Genomic DNA, 16,579 nt, shown 5'->3' on the forward strand with positions numbered 1-16,579 from the left:
CCGCGTTCAGCGCATGCGGCCGCTGCCGCCCAAGCGCCCGGTCATCGTTTCGGTGCTCGATGTCGGCACCTCCAAGATCTGCTGCGTCATTGCCCGCCTGACGCCGCGCCCGGTCGGCGACGTACTGCCCGGCCGCACCCACCTGATCGAGGTGCTCGGCTTCGGCTACCAGCGGTCGCGCGGCATCAAGGCCGGCGCCGTGGTCGACCTCGAGCAGGCCGAGAAGGCGATCCGCCTCGCCGTTGACGCCGCCGAGCGCATGGCGGGCCTCACCGTCGAGTCCCTGATCGTGTCGCTGTCCTGCGGTCGGCTGGGTTCGGAGACCTTCTCGGTCAAATACGATCTCTCCGGTTCGGAAGTCAGCGAGAACGACATCCAGCGAGTGCTGGAGATCGGCGCCTCCTACAAGGTCAAGGACGGCCGCACCATCGTTCATGCGCTGCCGATCGGCTACGCGCTCGACAACAACCGCGGCATCCGCGACCCGCGCGGCATGATCGGCTCGTCGCTGTCGGTCGACACACACCTCATCTCGGCCGACGCCGTGCCGCTCCGCAACCTCGAGATCTCCGTCAACCGGGCGCATCTCGAAGTCGAGACCATGGTTGCCACCCCCTATGCGTCGGGCCTGTCGACCCTAGTCGACGACGAGACGCAGATGGGCGTCGCCTGCGTCGACATCGGCGGCGGCACCACCAAGATTTCCGTCTTCGCCGACGGTCAGTGCGTCCATGTCGACGCCTTCGGCCTCGGCGGCCATCACGTCACCATGGATCTGGCGCGGGCGCTGTCGGCCCGGCTCGTCGACGCCGAGCGCATCAAGGCGCTCTATGGTTCGGTGATCGCCACCGACAGCGACGAGCGCGACATGGTCACCGTCGAGCCGGTGGGCGACGACGACGTGGCCCATCAGGTGACGCGCGCCCAGCTCGTCGAAATCATTCGTCCGCGTGTCGAAGAGACTCTTGAGGTGGTGCGCGATCGGCTGCATGCTTCAGGATTCGCCGGCCGGGTCGGCCGCCGCGTCGTTCTGACGGGTGGCGCCAGCCAGCTCACGGGTCTGCCGGAACTTGCCCGCAAGGTGCTCGGCCGCAATGTCCGGCTCGGGCGTCCGGTCGGCGTCGCCGGGCTGCCGGACGCGGCTCGCGGGGCTGCCTTCGCCACGGCGGTGGGTCTGATGATCTATCCGCAGGTGGCGCAGATCGAACAGTTTTCCGGCCGGCGCAAGTCGATGGCGCTGGCTGCCAACGGTGGCTTCGTCTCCCGCATGGGGGCGTGGTTCCGGGAGAGTTTCTGATCCGCGCCGGCAACGGGGCGGATCGGTGCGTAACAGGCGTAAAAGGAACGTGCGGTTGCAGCGGCGGCCGCTGATCTAGGACAGAGGACGTATCGGCGAGAGCCGCTTGCAGAATAACGAGGCAACCATGACGATTAATCTAAAGATGCCCGACCTCACGGAGCTCAAGCCGAGAATCACCGTCTTCGGCGTCGGCGGTGCCGGCGGCAACGCCGTCAACAACATGATCCAGTCCGGCCTGCAGGGCGTCGAGTTCGTCGTGGCGAACACGGATGCGCAGGCCCTGGCGTCCTCACGCGCCGAGCGCATCATTCAGATGGGCGTCGCGGTTACCGAGGGCCTTGGCGCCGGTTCGCAGCCGGAAGTCGGCCGCGCGGCCGCCGAGGAAGTGATCGACGAGATCAACGACCATCTCGCCGGCAGCCACATGGTGTTCATCACCTGCGGCATGGGCGGCGGCACCGGCACCGGTGCGGCCCCGGTCATCGCCCGCGCGGCCCGCGAGCATGGCATCCTCACCGTCGGCGTCACCACCAAGCCCTTCCAGTTCGAGGGTGCCCGGCGCATGAAGATCGCCGACGCCGGCATCAAGGAGCTGCAGAACTCGGTCGACACGCTGATCTGCATTCCCAACCAGAACCTCTTCCGCATCGCCAACGAACGCACCACCTTCGCCGACGCCTTCGCGATGGCCGACCAGGTGCTCTACTCGGGCGTCGCCTGCATCACCGACCTGATGGTCAAGGAAGGCCTGATCAACCTCGACTTCGCCGACGTCCGCTCGATCATGCGCGGCATGGGCAAGGCGATGATGGGCACCGGCGAAGCCTCCGGCGAGAAGCGCGCCATCCAGGCCGCCGAGGCGGCGATCGCCAATCCGCTGCTCGACGAAGTGTCGATGCAGGGCGCCCAGGGTCTCCTGATCTCGATCACCGGCGGCAAGGACCTGACGCTGTTCGAGGTCGACGAGGCGGCCACCCGCATCCGCGAGGAAGTGGACCAGGAAGCCAACATCATCCTCGGCGCCACCTTCGACGACAGCATGGAAGGCATGATCCGCGTGTCGGTGGTCGCCACCGGCATCGAGCCGGAGCTGGTCCGTCAGGAGTCGGTCGTTCGCAACTCGAGCGCCGATGCCATCGGCCGTGCCGCGCCGACCCGTCCGGCCCAGGTGACCACGTCCGCTGCTGCCGCCGTCGCGGCGCAGGAGGTGCGGCAGCCTTTTAGCCAGCCGGCCGTGCGTCCGGTGGTGACCCGCGAGGCCGCTCCGGCCGCGTCGATCGCCCCTGCGCCCGCGCCGGTTCCGAACTATGCCCAGGCCGCCGCTGCCGCTGCGCAGGTTGCCTCCGTCGAAGCCATCGAGGCGGCACTGGCGCTGCCCGAGGCCGCCATCGAGCCGGAACCGGTTCGCGCTGTCACCACGCCGCATGACCCGCGCGTGTCGATCGAGCCCTACGAGCCGGCGATGAACCACTATGACGCGCCCGCGCCGGCCGCCCAGCCGGTCCGCGCCGCCGAGCCGGCGCTGGTGCAGCAGCCCTACGTGCCGCCGGTCGCCGAGCGTCCGTCGGCCGTCGCCCAGCGCAGCCGCGTTCCGTCGATCGAGGAGTTCCCGCCGATCGCCCAGCGTCAGGCTGCCGCGTCGGTGCAGGTGCATCCGGAGGACCATGACGGTGAGCGCCGTCCGCTGGGTCTGCTCCGCCGCCTCGCCAACGTCGGTCTCGGCGGTCGCCGCGAGGAAGAGGCGCAGCCCGAGGCGCCGCGCGCCGCTGCTCCGCAGCCGGCCGTGCGTCCTTCGGCGGCGAGCGAGTTCGTGAAGCAGCGTCCCGCCGCCCCGATCCAGGGTGCTGCCGGCCGTCTCGACCCGCAGGGTCGCATGGCGCCGCAGCCGGCGCCGCGCGCCGCCGACGACGACATGGAGATCCCGGCCTTCCTGCGCCGCAAGTGATCGAGGCTTAAGCGTAAAGACAACGGGCCCGCGAAGGTGACTTCGCGGGCCCGCTGCATTTTGGGATGTATGGTCAGATAAAGGCCAGGCGCAGCAGTGCGGCGACGGCGACGCCGGCAACTACAGTGGCGATCAGCGGCAGCCTGAGCGCCAGAACCAGAACCACCAGACCGGCGACCGCCTCGATGGGGCCGGACATGACGATGGGCGCAACCACGGCCACCAGCACGGCGGGCGGCAGCGCGTCGAGGGCGACGCGGACCGGGCCGGACTTGGGCAGCCGGTCGGCGATCAGGAAGCCGAGGATGCGGGTGAAATAGGTGAGGACGCCCATCGCCAGGATGGCGGCGAAATTGACGGGATCGATGGTCATGGCGTCGCGTCTCCGGCGGCCTGATCTGCGGCGGGCGCCTCGCGCGGCGCGGTGACGACGGCGGCGGTGATGCCGGCAATGGCACCGGCGATGACATACCAGGCGCCAGGGACGACGGCATGAACGGCGACGGCCACCACGGCGCTCGCCACCAGCACCGGACCGGTGCGGCGGACGCTCTTCCAGAAGCCGAGGGCAAGCGCAATGAAGATGGCCGGGAAGGTGAAGTCGAGGCCATAAGTCTCGGGGTGCTCGAGATAGGCGCCGAACACCGTGCCGAGCACCGAGGCGATCTGCCAGCAAACGAACAGCGTCAGCGCCACCGTGAAGTAGAAGGTGCGGCTGATCGGCCGGTCGAGGGCGCGGCGTTCGCTGAGCGCCCAGGCCTCGTCGGTGAGCAGGAAGGCCGCCACCCAGCGCAGGCGGCCGAAATGGGCGATCTTGCCCGACAGCGAGGCGCCCATCAGCGCGTGGCGGAGGTTGACGAGGAAGGCCATCAGCGCCAGCGCGGCAACCGGCGCAGGCGTGCTCCACAGACCCACGGCGATGAGCTGCGAGGAGCCCGCGAAGACGATCGACGACATGGCGAGCATCTCGGCCGGCGTCAGACCCTTGGCCGTCGCCTGCTGGCCGAGAATGAGTGCAAAGGGCACGGCGGCGGCGACGGTCGGAAAAACCGCCACCAGACCGGCCCGGAAGTCGGCAAGGCGTGTTGTCATGTCCAGCTTTCCTTAGGTCAATATTTCTGACCTTTATAGGTCAGTGTGTATGACCTATTATTGGGGTGCTGTCCACCCGAAAACCGAAAGATCCGGAAATTTGACCGCTCGGCGTCGCAACAATCCTAAAGAACCGTCCCGCTGGTGGTTCGTTTGATGCCGGCGGCGGTCATGTCGGCCCAGGCGCGCTCCAGCGAGCCCGAAATGTCAATGGCGCGGCAGGCGTCCTCGATCACCGACACGCGAAACCCGGCGCCGGCGGCGTCCAGCGCCGTCCAGGCGACGCAGTAATCGGTGGCGAGGCCGACGACATGCACCTCCTCGACGCCGCGTTCGCGGAGATAGCCGGCAAGGCCGGTCAGCGTCTCGCGGTCGGCCTCGCGGAAGGCGGAGTAGCTGTCCACGCCCTGGTGCCAGCCCTTGCGGATGATCATCTGGGCGGATGTGACGCGGAGGTCCGGGTGCAGCTCGGCGCCGGGCGTGCCCTGTACGCAGTGATCGGGCCACAGCACCTGAGGGCCGTAGGGCATGTCGGTGGTGTCGAAGGGCTCACGGCCGGGATGGGCGGAGGCGAAGGAGGCATGGCCCTCCGGGTGCCAGTCCTGAGTGACCACCACCTGCTCGTAACGGGGCACCAGCGCATTGATCACCGGCACGATGGCATGGCCGCCGCCCACCGCCAATGCACCGCCGGGGCAGAAATCGTTCTGGACGTCGACGACGATGAGGGCGGTGGCGGGCGAGGGCATGGCGCGACTCCGGGGCAAGATGGTCGGGAGAATTTATTGCATCGGCGAGGGGAGGCGGCAAGCGTGGCAGGTGGCCACGCCGGCGCTTCGGTCCTCACAAGAGCTTGTGCATGGGGCGGCCGGATACGCTCCGCCGGAGGTCCGGTTCGCCCGCGTCCCCGTATCCCATGGCGAGGTAGAAGGCGTGGGCGGTCTCGGTGCTGGTCAGCCTGCACTCCGTATGTACGAGGTCGCGAAGATAGGCTTCAAGCGACCGGAGGATCGCCTTGCTGATGCCTCTGAAGCGGGCTTCCGGCGTCACATAGTTCAGGGGTGATCTCGCCGGCACCTGACGCACCGCCGACGCCGAGAATGGCGCCGTTGTCCTCCGCGACCACGATGAGCCGGTCGGGCGCCTTGATCCAGAGACGGACGTTGTCGGGCGTCTTGTTGGAGAGCCACTCACGAAGGATCTCGGCATCTCCGTGGTGATCGGCGATGCAGAGATCGCGAATGGACCGGCGCAGGACGGCGGCGGCCTGTTCGGCATCGGCGGGTATGGCAGGGCGGATCAGCATCCCGTCTCTCGCAAAGGGTTCCCGCCCGAGGATACGCTGGTTTGCCGCTCTCGATGAAGCGCGTTTCGTCCGGCCTCTTATCCAGGTAAGATGACGGCCTTATCCTGGTATAGGACGCGTCGCATGGATGTTCAGATCAGCACCGACAACGCGCTTGGCGCCTTCCTGCGCGACCGGCGCTGCCGTATGGACGCCACCGCTTTCGGCCTGCCGACGAGCCGGCGGCGGACGCCGGGCCTCAGGCGGGAGGAGGTGGCGCAGCGGGCCAACGTTTCCGTCACCTGGTACACCTGGCTGGAGCAGGGGCGCGGCGGCGCGCCGTCGGCCGACGTGCTCGACCGCATTGCCCGGGCCCTGATGCTGACCGACGTCGAGCGCGAGCATCTGTTCCTCATCGGCCTTGGCCGGCCGCCGGAGGTGCGCTATCGCGAGAGTGACGAGGTGTCGCCGCGCCTGCAGCGGGTGATCGACGCGCTGACGCTCAGCCCCGCCCTCATCAAGACCGCCACCTGGGACATCGTCGCCTGGAACCGGGCGGCCAGCGTGATCCTCGCCGATTATGGCGCCATGGCCCCGCGCGAGCGCAACGTGCTGCGCATGATGTTCTGCGACCCGGCCGTCAGGGCGCGCCAGACGGACTGGGAGAGCGTCGCCCGTTTCGTGGTGGCGACCTTCCGTGCCGAGGCAGTGCGGGCCGGTGCGTCGGGCAGCGTCGCCGCGCTGGTCGACGAACTCAGCCGGGCCAGCCCCGAGTTCGTCGCCATGTGGCGCGAGAAGGAAGTGGGACACCACGGCGAGGGCACCAAGACGCTGCGCCATCCGACGCTCGGCGTGCTGTCGCTCGAGTATTCGGCCTTCGCCGTCGACGGCCGCCCCGATCTCTCCATGGTGGTCTACAATCCCGCGGCGCCGGAGGCCGCAGCCGAGGTGAAGCGGCTGATCGAGGCGGCGAGCCTTGGGTAGCCCGATCGAATAAGGGTAGGATATGCGCCGCTGCCTTCTCAAGCATCCGCTTTGTCCGAAAAGTCTCACAACTTTTCGGGCGGATGCTCAGTGCCCCTTGAGCAGGCGCTCGGCGGCGGCGCGGGCTTCCTCGGTGATGCGGCTGCCGGCCAGCATGCGGGCGATTTCCTCACGGCGGTGGTTGTCGGGAAGCCGAGCAACCGAAGTGGCGACGCGGGCGCCATCGTCGACGCTGTCCTTGGCGATCAGGAAGTGGTGGTCGGCGCGGGCGGCGACCTGCGGCGCGTGGGTGACGGAGAGCACCTGCACCTTGCGGGCGAGCCGGGCGAGACGGGTGCCGATCGCCTCGGCCACCGCGCCACCGACGCCGGTGTCGATCTCGTCGAACACAAGCGTCGAGGCCGATCCCTTGTCGGCAAGTGACACCTTGAGGGCCAGCAGGAAGCGGCTGAGTTCGCCACCCGAGGCCACCTTCATCATCGGTCCGGGCCGGGTGCCGGGGTTGGTCTGCACCCAGAATTCCAGCGTGTCGATGCCGTCGGCGGTGCGCGTCTCGGGGTCGGCGAGCTGGTTGACGATGAAGCGGGCGCGTTCGAGCTTGAGCGACGGCAGCTCGGCGGCGACGGCGTCTTCCAACAGGCGGGCGGCCTTTTCGCGGGCGGCCGACAGTCTGGCCGCGAGCTTGTCATAGTCGGCGCGGGCGGTGGTGGCCGACTGGGCGAGCGCGTTGAGACGGTCCTCGCCGGCGTCGAGATCGGCAAGGTCGGAGGCCATGCGGGCGGCCAGCGCACCGAGCTCGTCGGGCAGAACCGAGTATTTGCGGGCGGCGGCGCGGATGGCGAACAGGCGCTCCTCGGTGCGCTCCAGTTCGGCCGGATCGAAATCGGCGGCGCGCAGGGCGGCCTCGAAGACAGAGCGGGCATCCTCCAGCGCATCAAGGGCGGTGGAGATCGATTGCAAGGCCGGGCCGGCCAGCGCCGCCACCTCGCCCTTGCGTTCGAGGCGCCGCAGCAGGCCGGAGAGCTCCGGCACCGGTGAGCCGGAACCGTTGAGATGGTCGTAGGCCTCGCGCAGGTCGACGGCGACCTTCTCGGCACGCATCATCTCCTGCCGGCGTTCGGCCAGCGCCGTCTCTTCGCCCGGCTCGGGGGCGAGCTTCTGGAGTTCTTCCACGGAGGCACGCAGATAGTCGCCTTCGCGGCGGGCGTCGGCGATGCGGCGCTCAAGGTCGGCCAGCGCCTTCTCGGCGTCGCGCCAGGCGCGATGGGCAACGGCGACCGCCTTCACGTCGGCCTCAAGGCCGCCAAAGGCGTCGATCAGGCCCCGGTGGATGGCCGGATCGACCAGGGCGCGGTCGTCGTGCTGGCCGTGGATCTCGACCAGAGCCGCGCCGAGCTGGCGCAGCAGGTTGGCCGAAACGGCGCGGTCGTTGACGAAGGCGCGGGTGCGGCCGTCGGCGGTCTGCACGCGCCGGACGATGACGTCGCCGTCGTCGTCGAGGTCGTTCTCGACGAGGAGGGTACGGGCAGGGTGGCCGACCGGCAGGTCGAAGACGGCGGTGACCTGTCCCTGCTCGGCGCCGTGCCGGACGAGGCCGGCATCGCCGCGCCCGCCGAGGGCGAGCGACAGCGCGTCGAGCAGAATGGACTTGCCGGCGCCGGTCTCACCGGTCAGCACCGTCAAACCTTCGGTAAAGGCGATCTCAAGCCGCTCGATCAAAACGATGTCGCGGATTGCGAGCGTCTGCAGCATGGCGTCCCGTCAGAGCAACGCGGCCTTGAATGCCTTGGAGATCCAGGATTGGGTGTTCTCGCGCGGCTCGAGACCGTTGGTGTTGAGGAGCTTATAGGCATCCTTGTACCAGCGGCTGTCAGGATAGTTGTGGCCGAGCACGGCGGCGGCCGTCTGCGCCTCGTCGACGATGCCCATGGCATAATAGGCTTCGGTGAGACGCTCCAGCGCCTCCTCGATGTGACGAGTCGTCTGGTACTCCTGCACCACGACCTTGAAGCGGTTGATGGCGCCGATGTACTGGTTGCGGTTCAGATAGTAGCGGCCGACTTCCATTTCCTTGCCGGCGAGCTGGTCCTTGGCGATGTCGAGGCGCTTGCGACCCTCGGCGGCATAGGGGCTGTCGGGATAGCGATCGACCAGCTCCTGCATGGCCTGCATGGCCTGCGTGGTCAGCTTCTGGTCGCGCGTGATGTCCGGCATCTGGTTGAAGTAGGATTGCGCGATCATCCACTGCGCATAGGCGGCGTCTTCCGAACCGGGATAGAGCGTCAGGTAGCGCTTACCCTGGGTGATGGCCTCGGTGAAGTTGCCGCGCGTGTAGTTGGTGTAGGTGGTCATGATGAGGGACTTGCGCGCCCACTCCGAATAGGGGTGCTGCTGGTCGACCTCTTCAAACTTCTTGGTGGCGTTCTTGTAGTCGCCCTGCTGCAGGTAGGCGATGCCCGCGTTGTAGGACTTCTCCGCCGGGATCTCCACGAAGGGTTCCAACGGCTCGTCGGAAGAACAGCCGACGAGGGCGGTGGCGCCTCCGAGGAGAACGAGCACGGCGGCCACACGAACGAAACTCTGCCTCATGAAAACCCCATCACCGTACGCAACCGCTCGCGGCCGCCATCCATCCCACGCGCACTGCCCGCCGGGCGCCGCCCGATGCCGAGCCTCCCAGGCCTCCGGCGCGAGTCGGGCGCGCTCCGGGCAGCAGGAAGCTCTTTTATCGTAAAGCCGTCGCGGATGCTACGTGCCCGTGATGTTCGGCCACATTATGGCGACAAGGCCGGAAAACCGCGGCGGAACGGAGGTGGGGTCAATCGCGCGACGGCGCCAGCGCCGCCGCCTGGACAATGCCGCCGGCCGGCTCGCGAGCCACCACGGGATCGTGGACGATCTCATAGGCGCCGGCGTCGGCGACGAGCGCCCTGACGGCCATCCAGTTGAGCTTGTGGCCGCCCTTGTAGGAGCGGAAATGGCCGATGAAGGGCATGCCGATCAGCGACAGGTCGCCCACCGCGTCGAGCGTCTTGTGGCGGACGAACTCGTCGGGCCAGCGCAAGCCTTCGGGATTGAGGATGCGGCCGTCGCCGATGGCCACGGAATTGTCCAGCGACGAGCCGAGCGCGAAGCCCATCTTCCAGAGCTTCTCGACGTCGGCCATGAAGCCGAAGGTGCGGGCGCGGGCGATGTCACCGGCGAAGGTCCGCGGATTGAGATCCAGCACGTAGGACTGGCGGCCGATCAGCGGATTGGAGAAATCGATGGTCACATCGTAGCGCGTGCCGTCATGCGGCAGGAACTCCAGCACGGCGTCGCCGACTTCGAGGCGCACCGGCTTGAGGACGCGCAGAACCTTGCGCGGCGCGGCGAGGCGGCGCAGGCCGGCCTCGGCGATCAGCTCGATGAAGGCGGCCGAGCAACCGTCGGCGATGGGCATTTCCGGGCCGTCGATCTCGACGACGACATTGTCGACGCCGGAGGCGGCCAGCGCGGCCATCAGATGCTCGATGGTGGCGACCGTGCGACCACCGATACCGATCATGGTGCAGAGCTCGGTGGCAACCACATTGTCGTGGCGGGCGGCGATTTCCACCTCCTCGCCATCGGTGCGAACGAAGACGATGCCGCGGTCGGCCTCGGCGGGATGCAGGACAATGGTCGCCGGCTTGCCGGAATGCACGCCGATGCCGGAGAACCGGACGCTTTCGCCGAGAGTGGTCTGCTTGCCGTAGGACGTTCGCATCGAATGTTTCCAAAAAAAAGACCGGTAAGCGCAGTACGAGCCAATCCGGCACATTTTTCATAAAACACATGGGGACGTCCCGGGAAAGTCACTCTTTCTTACCGAGTGTTACGCCGGCGAAGATGCTTTTTCTCCTTGAGTTTCAACGGGCTGTCGATGGCAGCAAAACGCGCGGCACATGAGCCGCGCGCAAGGCGTGAAAGAGGAGCCGGGCGTCAGGCGGGAATCGGCGCGGTGGCCGCAATGAGCCAGGCCCGATCGGCCTCGTCGGTCAGAAGCGGCAGGAGCTTGCCGCGCACCTCGGCGTGATAGGCGTCGAGCCAGGCGCGCTCGCGCTCCGTCATCAGCGCGGGGCGGACCAGACGGCGGTCGATGGGGCAGAGCGTCACCGTCTCAAAGCCCATCATCGGCCGTTCGCCGCCGTCGATCGCCTCTGGCGCGGTGACCACGACGAGGTTCTCGATGCGGATGCCCCAGGCGCCGGCCTTGTAGAAGCCGGGCTCGTTGGACATCAGCATGCCCGGCTCCAGCGGCACGTGGCCGGTCTTGGCGATGCGGGCCGGGCCTTCGTGGACGGAGAGATAGTGGCCGACGCCATGGCCGGTGCCATGGTCGAAGTCGAGGCCGGCTTCCCACAGCTTCTCGCGAGCGAGCACGTCGAGATGGGCGCCGGTGGTGCCCTTGGGGAAGCGGGCGAGCGTCAGGCGGATGTGGCCGATCAGCACGCGGGTGAAGCGGTCGGCCATTTCCTCGCTGGGCGTGCCGACGATCATGGTGCGGGTGATGTCGGTGGTGCCGTCCTGATACTGGGCGCCCGAATCGACCAGCAGGATGCCGTCCATCTCCACCTTGCGGTTGGAGGCGGTGCTGACGTGATAGTGCGGGATGGCTGCATTGGGGCCGGCGCCGGCGATAGTCTCGAAGGAGATGTCGCGCAGCGCGCCGGTCTCGCGGCGGAACTCTTCCAACTTCCTGGTGACGGCGATCTCGTCGAGGCCGCCCTTCGGCGCCTCGCGGTCGATCCAGGCGAGGAAGCGCACCATGGCGACACCGTCGCGGACATGGGCGGCGCGAATCCCTTGGAGTTCGGTGGGGTTCTTCAGCGCCTTGGGCAGCAGCACGGGATCGGCGCCGGCCACCACCTTGCCGCCGCCTGCTTCGATGCGGCGCACCACCTCGAAGGCGGCCGAGGCCTTGTCGACCAGCACGCTCCCACCCAGCGCCGTCAGTGCCGAAGCGAAGCCTGCGGGCGGCTCGACGCCGGCGATCTGCTCCAGCCGGTCGCGGACGACGTTGTCGAGCTTGGCGCCGTCGATGAACAGGGATGGCCGGCCGTCCTTCCGCAGGATGGCGAAGGACAAGGCCTCCGGCGTGTGCGGCACGTCCTGACCGCGGATGTTGAAGGCCCAGGCGATGGAATCGGGGCGGGTCAGCACGGCCGCTTCGGCGCCGGCCTTGCCGATCGCCTCGCCGAGGCGGGCGAGCTTCTGCTCGGCGCTTTCGCCGGCAAGGCTCTCGGGAAACAGCGATACGCGGCCCTTGGGAGGCTCCGGCCGGTCGGGCCAGACGGCGTCGACCGGGTTGGCGTCAACGGCGACGAACTCGGCGCCGATGGCGGCGAGCGCCGCCTCGAAGCGGCCGACTTCGGCGGCGGTCATCAGCCAGGGATCGAAGCCGATGCGATCGCCTTTCCGGGCCACCGTCTTCAGCCAGTCGTGCGGCGGTTCCTCGATCAGATGGTGCGGTTCGATCACCGTGAGATCGACCTGCTCGCGCACCTGAAGCGTATAGCGGCCGTCGACAAATATGGCGGCGCGGTCGTCGAGCACGATGGCAAGGCCGGCCGAGCCGGCGAATCCGGTCAGCCAGAGCAGGCGACGGGCGGCGGCGGGGATGTACTCGCCCTGATGCTCATCGGCGAGCGGCACCAGGAAACCCTTGAGGCCCTGGCGCTTGAGCTCACCCCTGAGGGCGGCGAGCCTTGCCTTGCCGTGGCTGGGATCGCTGACGTTGTCGAATGTCTGGAACACCTCTGTCACTCCGCCGTGCTCGAAAGAGGGAGAGTTGTGGCCCCTGGTTTCGGGTGCCGTCAAGGCGGGTGTTTGGCTTCGGGCAAGCTTTGGCGTTTATCCCACGTTCACGCCTTTGGCGGGAATCCGGCGGCAAGGGGCGGTTGCGGCGAAAGGGAGGCGGCAGCCATGAGTCACCTGCAAAGGTGGGCTGCGTTGCCGTCCGTTCATACTAAAGTCGTAGTCTGCTATTACAAGAGCAGTTCGGAGGGCTGGTTTCGCGTCCCATGAGGATAACGGCGCTTTTGAGAACCTTCGGTGGAAGCCGATGACATTCAAGAGGTGCTAAAATGAGCCGATTTGCCCCGACCACTGCCACATCCTACCGAAGTGGCGTTTTCCGCCGGACCTACGAAGCGACGCTCGGCACGCGCGAGCGGCAGGCGCAGCGCTATGTCGCGCCCTATCTTGCCTCGCTCGACGACCAGTCGGCGCGCGAGCACGGCTGCGGCCGCGCTTCCACTGGCATCATGCGGTCGCGCGCCGTGGATGCCGCGCTTTAATGCCAACTCGCGAAGATGCTGACGCATCCGCTCATTGAGAGCATTGCCGATTTCTCATTTGCATCAGAGGCACGAGAAATCGGCAAGCGGAATACCAAGCTGCATTTTCAATGCAGCTTGGTATGAGCCGCAACCGTCACGGTTCAGGGTTTGAAGGGCTCTCCGAGCGAGGCGACGCCGTTGAGCTTCAGAAGACGCCGGTTCGAGGAGATGACACCGAGAACGACGATCGTCACCAGATAGGGCATGCTGGCGAGCAACTGCGACGGCAGTTCGACGCCGCCGGCCTGCGCGGCAAGCCCAGCCAGTGAGACGGCGCCGAACAGACAGGCCCCCCAGAAGATGCGGAGGGTCAGCCAAGTGCCGAAGACGACGAGGGCGAGCGCGATCCAGCCCCGTCCGGCTATCATCCCGTCGGCCCAGAGAGGCGTATAGACCGTGGCGGCATAGGCGCCGGCAAAGCCGGACATCAGTCCGCCGAAGGCCACGGCTGCGACGCGAATGGCGATCACCGGATAGCCGATGGAATGGGCCGCCTTCGGGTTTTCGCCGACGGCCCTGAGCAACAGGCCGGTTTTGGTAAAGGCGAAGGTGGCCCAGATGGCCGGGGTGGCGGCCAGCGACAACCAGACGACGGGGTCCTGGACGAACAGCCCGCCCACCACCGGCAAATCGGCGAGACCGGGGACCGAGAGCTTCGGCAGGCCCTTTACCGTCAGGCTCTCGTAGGTCTTGCCGAACAGCGCCGAAAGACCCTGGCCGAGAATGCCGATGGCAAGGCCGGCCGCCACCTGATTGGCCTGCAAGCCCAGCGCCGCGAAGGCAAACAGCAGGGATAGCAGCGCGCCGGCAAGGCCCGCGCCGGCAAAGGCCAGCGCATGCCCGCCGCCATGATAGACGATGATGAAGGCAACCGCCGCGCCGAGCGCCATCAGCCCCTCGACGCCGAGGTTGAGCACGCCGGCGCGTTCACCGACGAGTTCGCCGAGTGCCGCCAGAAGGAAGGGCGTGGCCGCGGCCAGCATGCCGGACAGGATGAACTCCACCGCGATCATGCCGGCGCTCCGCTCATGGGGCGGGGAAAGGCGAGCCGGTAGCGCACGAAGGTCACCGCCATCAGGTAGGCCAGCAAGAGGCTGCCCTGGAACACCCTGACGGCGGCGATCGGCAGGTCGGCCGACACCAGCGCGTTGTCGCCGCCGATATAGATCGCTGCCATGACCACGGAGGAGAAGATGATGCCGATGGGGTGCAAGCCGCCGAGATAGGCGACAATGATCGCCGCGTAGCCATATCCGGTGGAGATCGAGCGTTGCAGCTGTCCGATCGGGCCGGCGACCTCGGCCGCTCCGGCAAGTCCGGCTGCAAAGCCGCCGATCAGCAGCGACAGCCAGATCGCGCGCCCCTCGGAAAAGCCGGCGTAGCCGGCGGCGCGCGGGGCAAGCCCGCCGACCTCCAGCTTGTAGCCGATGAAGCTCTTCTGCATGAACACATAGGCGGCGAGCGCCAAGGCGAGGGCGATCGGCAGCGACGCATTCACCCGCGTTCCCGGGATGATCAGCGGCACCATGGCGTCATACTGAAACATGACCGACTGCGGGAAGTTGAAACCGTTGGGATCCTTCCAGGGACCGAGCAGCAGGTAGTTGAGAACCTGGACCGCCACCAGGCTGAGCATCAATGAGACGAGGATCTCGTTGGCCCTGAGACGCACCCGCCAGAAGGCGGTGATCCCCGCCCACAATGCGCCGCCGACCGCACCGGCCAGAAGCATGGTCGGCCAGATCCATTGTCCCGTCGCCATCGGATACCAGACCGGCAGCGCGGAGGCGAAGATGGCGCCGATGATGAACTGGCCCTCGGCGCCGATGTTGAACACCTTGGCGCGATAGCCGATCGCCAATCCCTCGGCGATCAACAGCAGCGGCCCGGTCTTGAGCAGCACTTCGGAGAAGGACGAAAAGGAAATGAATGGCTCCAGGATCATGGCATGAAACACCGCCAGCGGATCCTTGCCCATGACCAGATAAAGCAGCAGGTTGATGAGCGTCGCCGCCACGAGCGCCAGAAGTGGGGCGAGGACCTTGAGGTACAGCGACGGCCGCTCGCGCCTGACGAGCGTCGGCCAGATGCGGGCGGCGCTCATGCCGCAGCCCCCGCGCCGATCATGTAGCGCCCGATGTCCTCCGGCCGCGTCTCACGCGTCTCCAGCGAGGGGCTCAGCCGTCCCTGGCTCAGAACCTGAATGCGGTCGCAGATGTCGAACAACTCGTCGATCTCCTCGGAAATCACCAGGATGGCAACGCCTTCGTTTCTGAGCGCCACCAGCTTCTGACGAATGGCGGTGGCGGCGCCGATGTCGACGCCCCAGGTGGGCTGGGCCAGAAAGAACAGCTTCGGCGCCAGCATCATTTCCCGGCCGACGATGAACTTCTGCAGGTTGCCCCCCGATAAGCCGCTCGCCTCGGCCTCCGCGCCGGAGGTGCGCACGTCGTGATCGGCGATGCAGCGCCGGGTGAACTCGGTAGCCTGCGCCATGGCGATCAGCCCGTGCCGTACCAGACCCAGCGGGTGGGCGGTGAGGAGGCTGTTGCGCGCAAGCGACATGCCTTGCACCGCGCCACGGCCGAGGCGGTCTTCCGGCACGAAGGCAAAGCCGAGTTGTCGCCGTTCGGCGGGGCCGAGATGGCCCACCGGCTCGCCCATCATCTGGACCTGCTCGCGGTTCTCGAAGGGCAGCCGGATCTCGCCGGAGATCAACTCGGAAAGCTCGGCCTGCCCGTTGCCGGAAATGCCGGCGATTCCCAGGATTTCGCCAGCCCTGAGGGTGAGCGCCACATCCTTGAGCGGCATGCCGAAGGGATCGTCCGGCGTGTAAGTCAGCCCGATCAACTCCAGCATGGTCTCACCCGGCTCCGATGGTGTCCTCGGCGGTGGCTCGGGCATGTCGCGGCCGATCATCATGCGGGCAAGGTCATGAGCGTCGTGTTCGCGGGGATCGACGTGGCCGGTGACCTTGCCGGCGCTCAGGATGGTCGCGCGGTCGCAGATGGCGCGGATTTCCTCGAGCTTGTGCGAGATGAACAGCACCGACACGCCACCGTCGCGCAGCCTCAGCAGCGTATCGAACAGCTTGTCCACCGATTGGGGTGGCAGCACGGAGGTCGGCTCGTCGAGGATCAACAGCTTCGGATCGGTCATCAGGCAGCGGATGATTTCCACCCGCTGGCGTTCGCCGACCGACAGTTCGTGGACATGGGCATGGGGATCGACCTCAAGGCCGAACTCGGTGCCCAGTTCCCGAATGCGCGCGATCAGCGCCCTTGTTTGCCCCGGCACCACGAGGCGGATGTTTTCAATGACGGTCAGCGTCTCGAACAGCGAGAAATGCTGAAACACCATGCCGATGCCCCGCCGGCGGGCCGCCGCCGGCGAGGCCAGTTTCAAGGGCACGCCCTGCCAGAGCATCTCCCCGCTGTCCGGCGTCTCCACGCCATAGATGAGCTTCATCAGCGTGGACTTGCCCGCGCCGTTCTCGCCCAGGATGGCGTGGATCGATCGTGGCGCGACGTCGATATCCACGGCCTGATTGGCCCGGACCTCGCCGTAACGCTTGGAGATGCCGCGCAATGATAGGAGGGGCGCCGCCATGG

General features: G+C 67.3%; 16 protein-coding genes. 4 read left to right on the forward strand and 12 right to left on the reverse strand.

Annotation, left to right across the window (positions count from 1 at the left end):
- Positions 1-13: 13 nt before the first annotated feature.
- Together ftsA and ftsZ are read left to right on the forward strand one after the other, a co-directional pair.
- On the forward strand, positions 14-1,297 hold the full coding sequence (gene ftsA / locus CXZ10_RS01200) for a cell division protein FtsA (protein ID WP_244617254.1): 1,284 nt from the start codon (positions 14-16) through the stop codon (positions 1,295-1,297).
- 127 nt (positions 1,298-1,424) lie between these two features.
- Positions 1,425-3,245, forward strand: coding sequence for a cell division protein FtsZ (ftsZ, locus tag CXZ10_RS01205; RefSeq protein WP_101287133.1), 1,821 nt, complete (start codon positions 1,425-1,427; stop codon positions 3,243-3,245).
- Between the two features lie 73 nt (positions 3,246-3,318).
- On the opposite strand, the gene CXZ10_RS01210 is transcribed toward ftsZ, so the two are convergent.
- The 5 genes from CXZ10_RS01210 to CXZ10_RS01225 all read right to left on the reverse strand — a co-directional run bounded on the left by CXZ10_RS01210 (position 3,319) and on the right by CXZ10_RS01225 (position 5,643).
- Complete coding sequence (locus CXZ10_RS01210; RefSeq protein ID WP_101287134.1) at positions 3,319-3,618, reverse strand: AzlD family protein; 300 nt, start codon at positions 3,616-3,618, stop codon at positions 3,319-3,321.
- Positions 3,615-4,337, reverse strand: a complete 723-nt coding sequence (locus CXZ10_RS01215) for an AzlC family ABC transporter permease (RefSeq protein ID WP_101287135.1) — start codon at positions 4,335-4,337, stop codon at positions 3,615-3,617. Before CXZ10_RS01215 ends, CXZ10_RS01210 begins: the two co-directional genes overlap by 4 nt.
- A gap of 125 nt (positions 4,338-4,462) precedes the next feature.
- On the reverse strand, positions 4,463-5,086 hold the full coding sequence (pncA, locus tag CXZ10_RS01220) for a bifunctional nicotinamidase/pyrazinamidase (RefSeq protein WP_101287136.1): 624 nt from the start codon (positions 5,084-5,086) through the stop codon (positions 4,463-4,465).
- A gap of 94 nt (positions 5,087-5,180) precedes the next feature.
- A complete protein-coding gene (locus CXZ10_RS21730) occupies positions 5,181-5,423 on the reverse strand; it encodes a GNAT family N-acetyltransferase (protein ID WP_244617249.1) in 243 nt (80 codons plus the stop codon).
- Positions 5,332-5,643 carry a GNAT family N-acetyltransferase gene (locus tag CXZ10_RS01225; protein ID WP_244617255.1) on the reverse strand — a complete coding sequence of 104 codons (312 nt, stop codon included), beginning with the start codon at positions 5,641-5,643 and terminating at the stop codon, positions 5,332-5,334. The genes CXZ10_RS21730 and CXZ10_RS01225 overlap by 92 nt, the downstream gene beginning before the upstream one ends.
- Before the next feature lie 123 nt (positions 5,644-5,766).
- Between CXZ10_RS01225 and CXZ10_RS01230 the strand changes: the two genes are divergently transcribed.
- Positions 5,767-6,606 carry a helix-turn-helix transcriptional regulator gene (locus tag CXZ10_RS01230; RefSeq protein ID WP_101287137.1) on the forward strand — a complete coding sequence of 280 codons (840 nt, stop codon included), beginning with the start codon at positions 5,767-5,769 and terminating at the stop codon, positions 6,604-6,606.
- Between the two features lie 87 nt (positions 6,607-6,693).
- Here CXZ10_RS01230 and recN read toward each other — a convergent pair whose 3' ends face one another.
- The 4 genes from recN to CXZ10_RS01250 form a co-directional block, all read right to left on the reverse strand.
- Complete coding sequence (recN, locus tag CXZ10_RS01235; RefSeq protein ID WP_101287138.1) at positions 6,694-8,358, reverse strand: DNA repair protein RecN; 1,665 nt, start codon at positions 8,356-8,358, stop codon at positions 6,694-6,696.
- A 9-nt stretch (positions 8,359-8,367) separates the two neighbouring features.
- On the reverse strand, positions 8,368-9,195 hold the full coding sequence (locus CXZ10_RS01240) for an outer membrane protein assembly factor BamD (RefSeq protein WP_101287139.1): 828 nt from the start codon (positions 9,193-9,195) through the stop codon (positions 8,368-8,370).
- 229 nt (positions 9,196-9,424) lie between these two features.
- Entirely contained in the window at positions 9,425-10,354 is a 930-nt protein-coding gene (lpxC, locus tag CXZ10_RS01245) for a UDP-3-O-acyl-N-acetylglucosamine deacetylase (RefSeq protein ID WP_101287140.1), read from the reverse strand.
- Between the two features lie 215 nt (positions 10,355-10,569).
- Positions 10,570-12,384 carry an aminopeptidase P family protein gene (locus CXZ10_RS01250; RefSeq protein ID WP_101287141.1) on the reverse strand — a complete coding sequence of 605 codons (1,815 nt, stop codon included), beginning with the start codon at positions 12,382-12,384 and terminating at the stop codon, positions 10,570-10,572.
- 329 nt (positions 12,385-12,713) lie between these two features.
- Between CXZ10_RS01250 and CXZ10_RS01255 the strand changes: the two genes are divergently transcribed.
- Positions 12,714-12,926: a hypothetical protein gene (locus tag CXZ10_RS01255; protein WP_101287142.1), complete on the forward strand. Its 213-nt coding sequence runs from the start codon at positions 12,714-12,716 to the stop codon at positions 12,924-12,926.
- A 143-nt stretch (positions 12,927-13,069) separates the two neighbouring features.
- Here the strand turns inward: CXZ10_RS01255 and CXZ10_RS01260 are convergent, their stop codons facing one another.
- The 3 genes from CXZ10_RS01260 to CXZ10_RS01270 are packed head-to-tail and all read right to left on the reverse strand — an operon-like array spanning position 13,070 to position 16,577.
- Positions 13,070-13,981 carry an ABC transporter permease gene (locus CXZ10_RS01260; protein ID WP_101287143.1) on the reverse strand — a complete coding sequence of 304 codons (912 nt, stop codon included), beginning with the start codon at positions 13,979-13,981 and terminating at the stop codon, positions 13,070-13,072.
- Positions 13,978-15,072 carry an ABC transporter permease gene (locus CXZ10_RS01265; RefSeq protein ID WP_101287144.1) on the reverse strand — a complete coding sequence of 365 codons (1,095 nt, stop codon included), beginning with the start codon at positions 15,070-15,072 and terminating at the stop codon, positions 13,978-13,980. The genes CXZ10_RS01260 and CXZ10_RS01265 overlap by 4 nt, the downstream gene beginning before the upstream one ends.
- Positions 15,069-16,577, reverse strand: a complete 1,509-nt coding sequence (locus CXZ10_RS01270; protein ID WP_101287145.1) for an ABC transporter ATP-binding protein — start codon at positions 16,575-16,577, stop codon at positions 15,069-15,071. Before CXZ10_RS01270 ends, CXZ10_RS01265 begins: the two co-directional genes overlap by 4 nt.
- Between the last annotated feature and the right edge of the window lie 2 nt (positions 16,578-16,579).

Source organism: Pleomorphomonas diazotrophica, assembly GCF_002844595.1.
Lineage (GTDB): Bacteria > Pseudomonadota > Alphaproteobacteria > Rhizobiales > Pleomorphomonadaceae > Pleomorphomonas > Pleomorphomonas diazotrophica.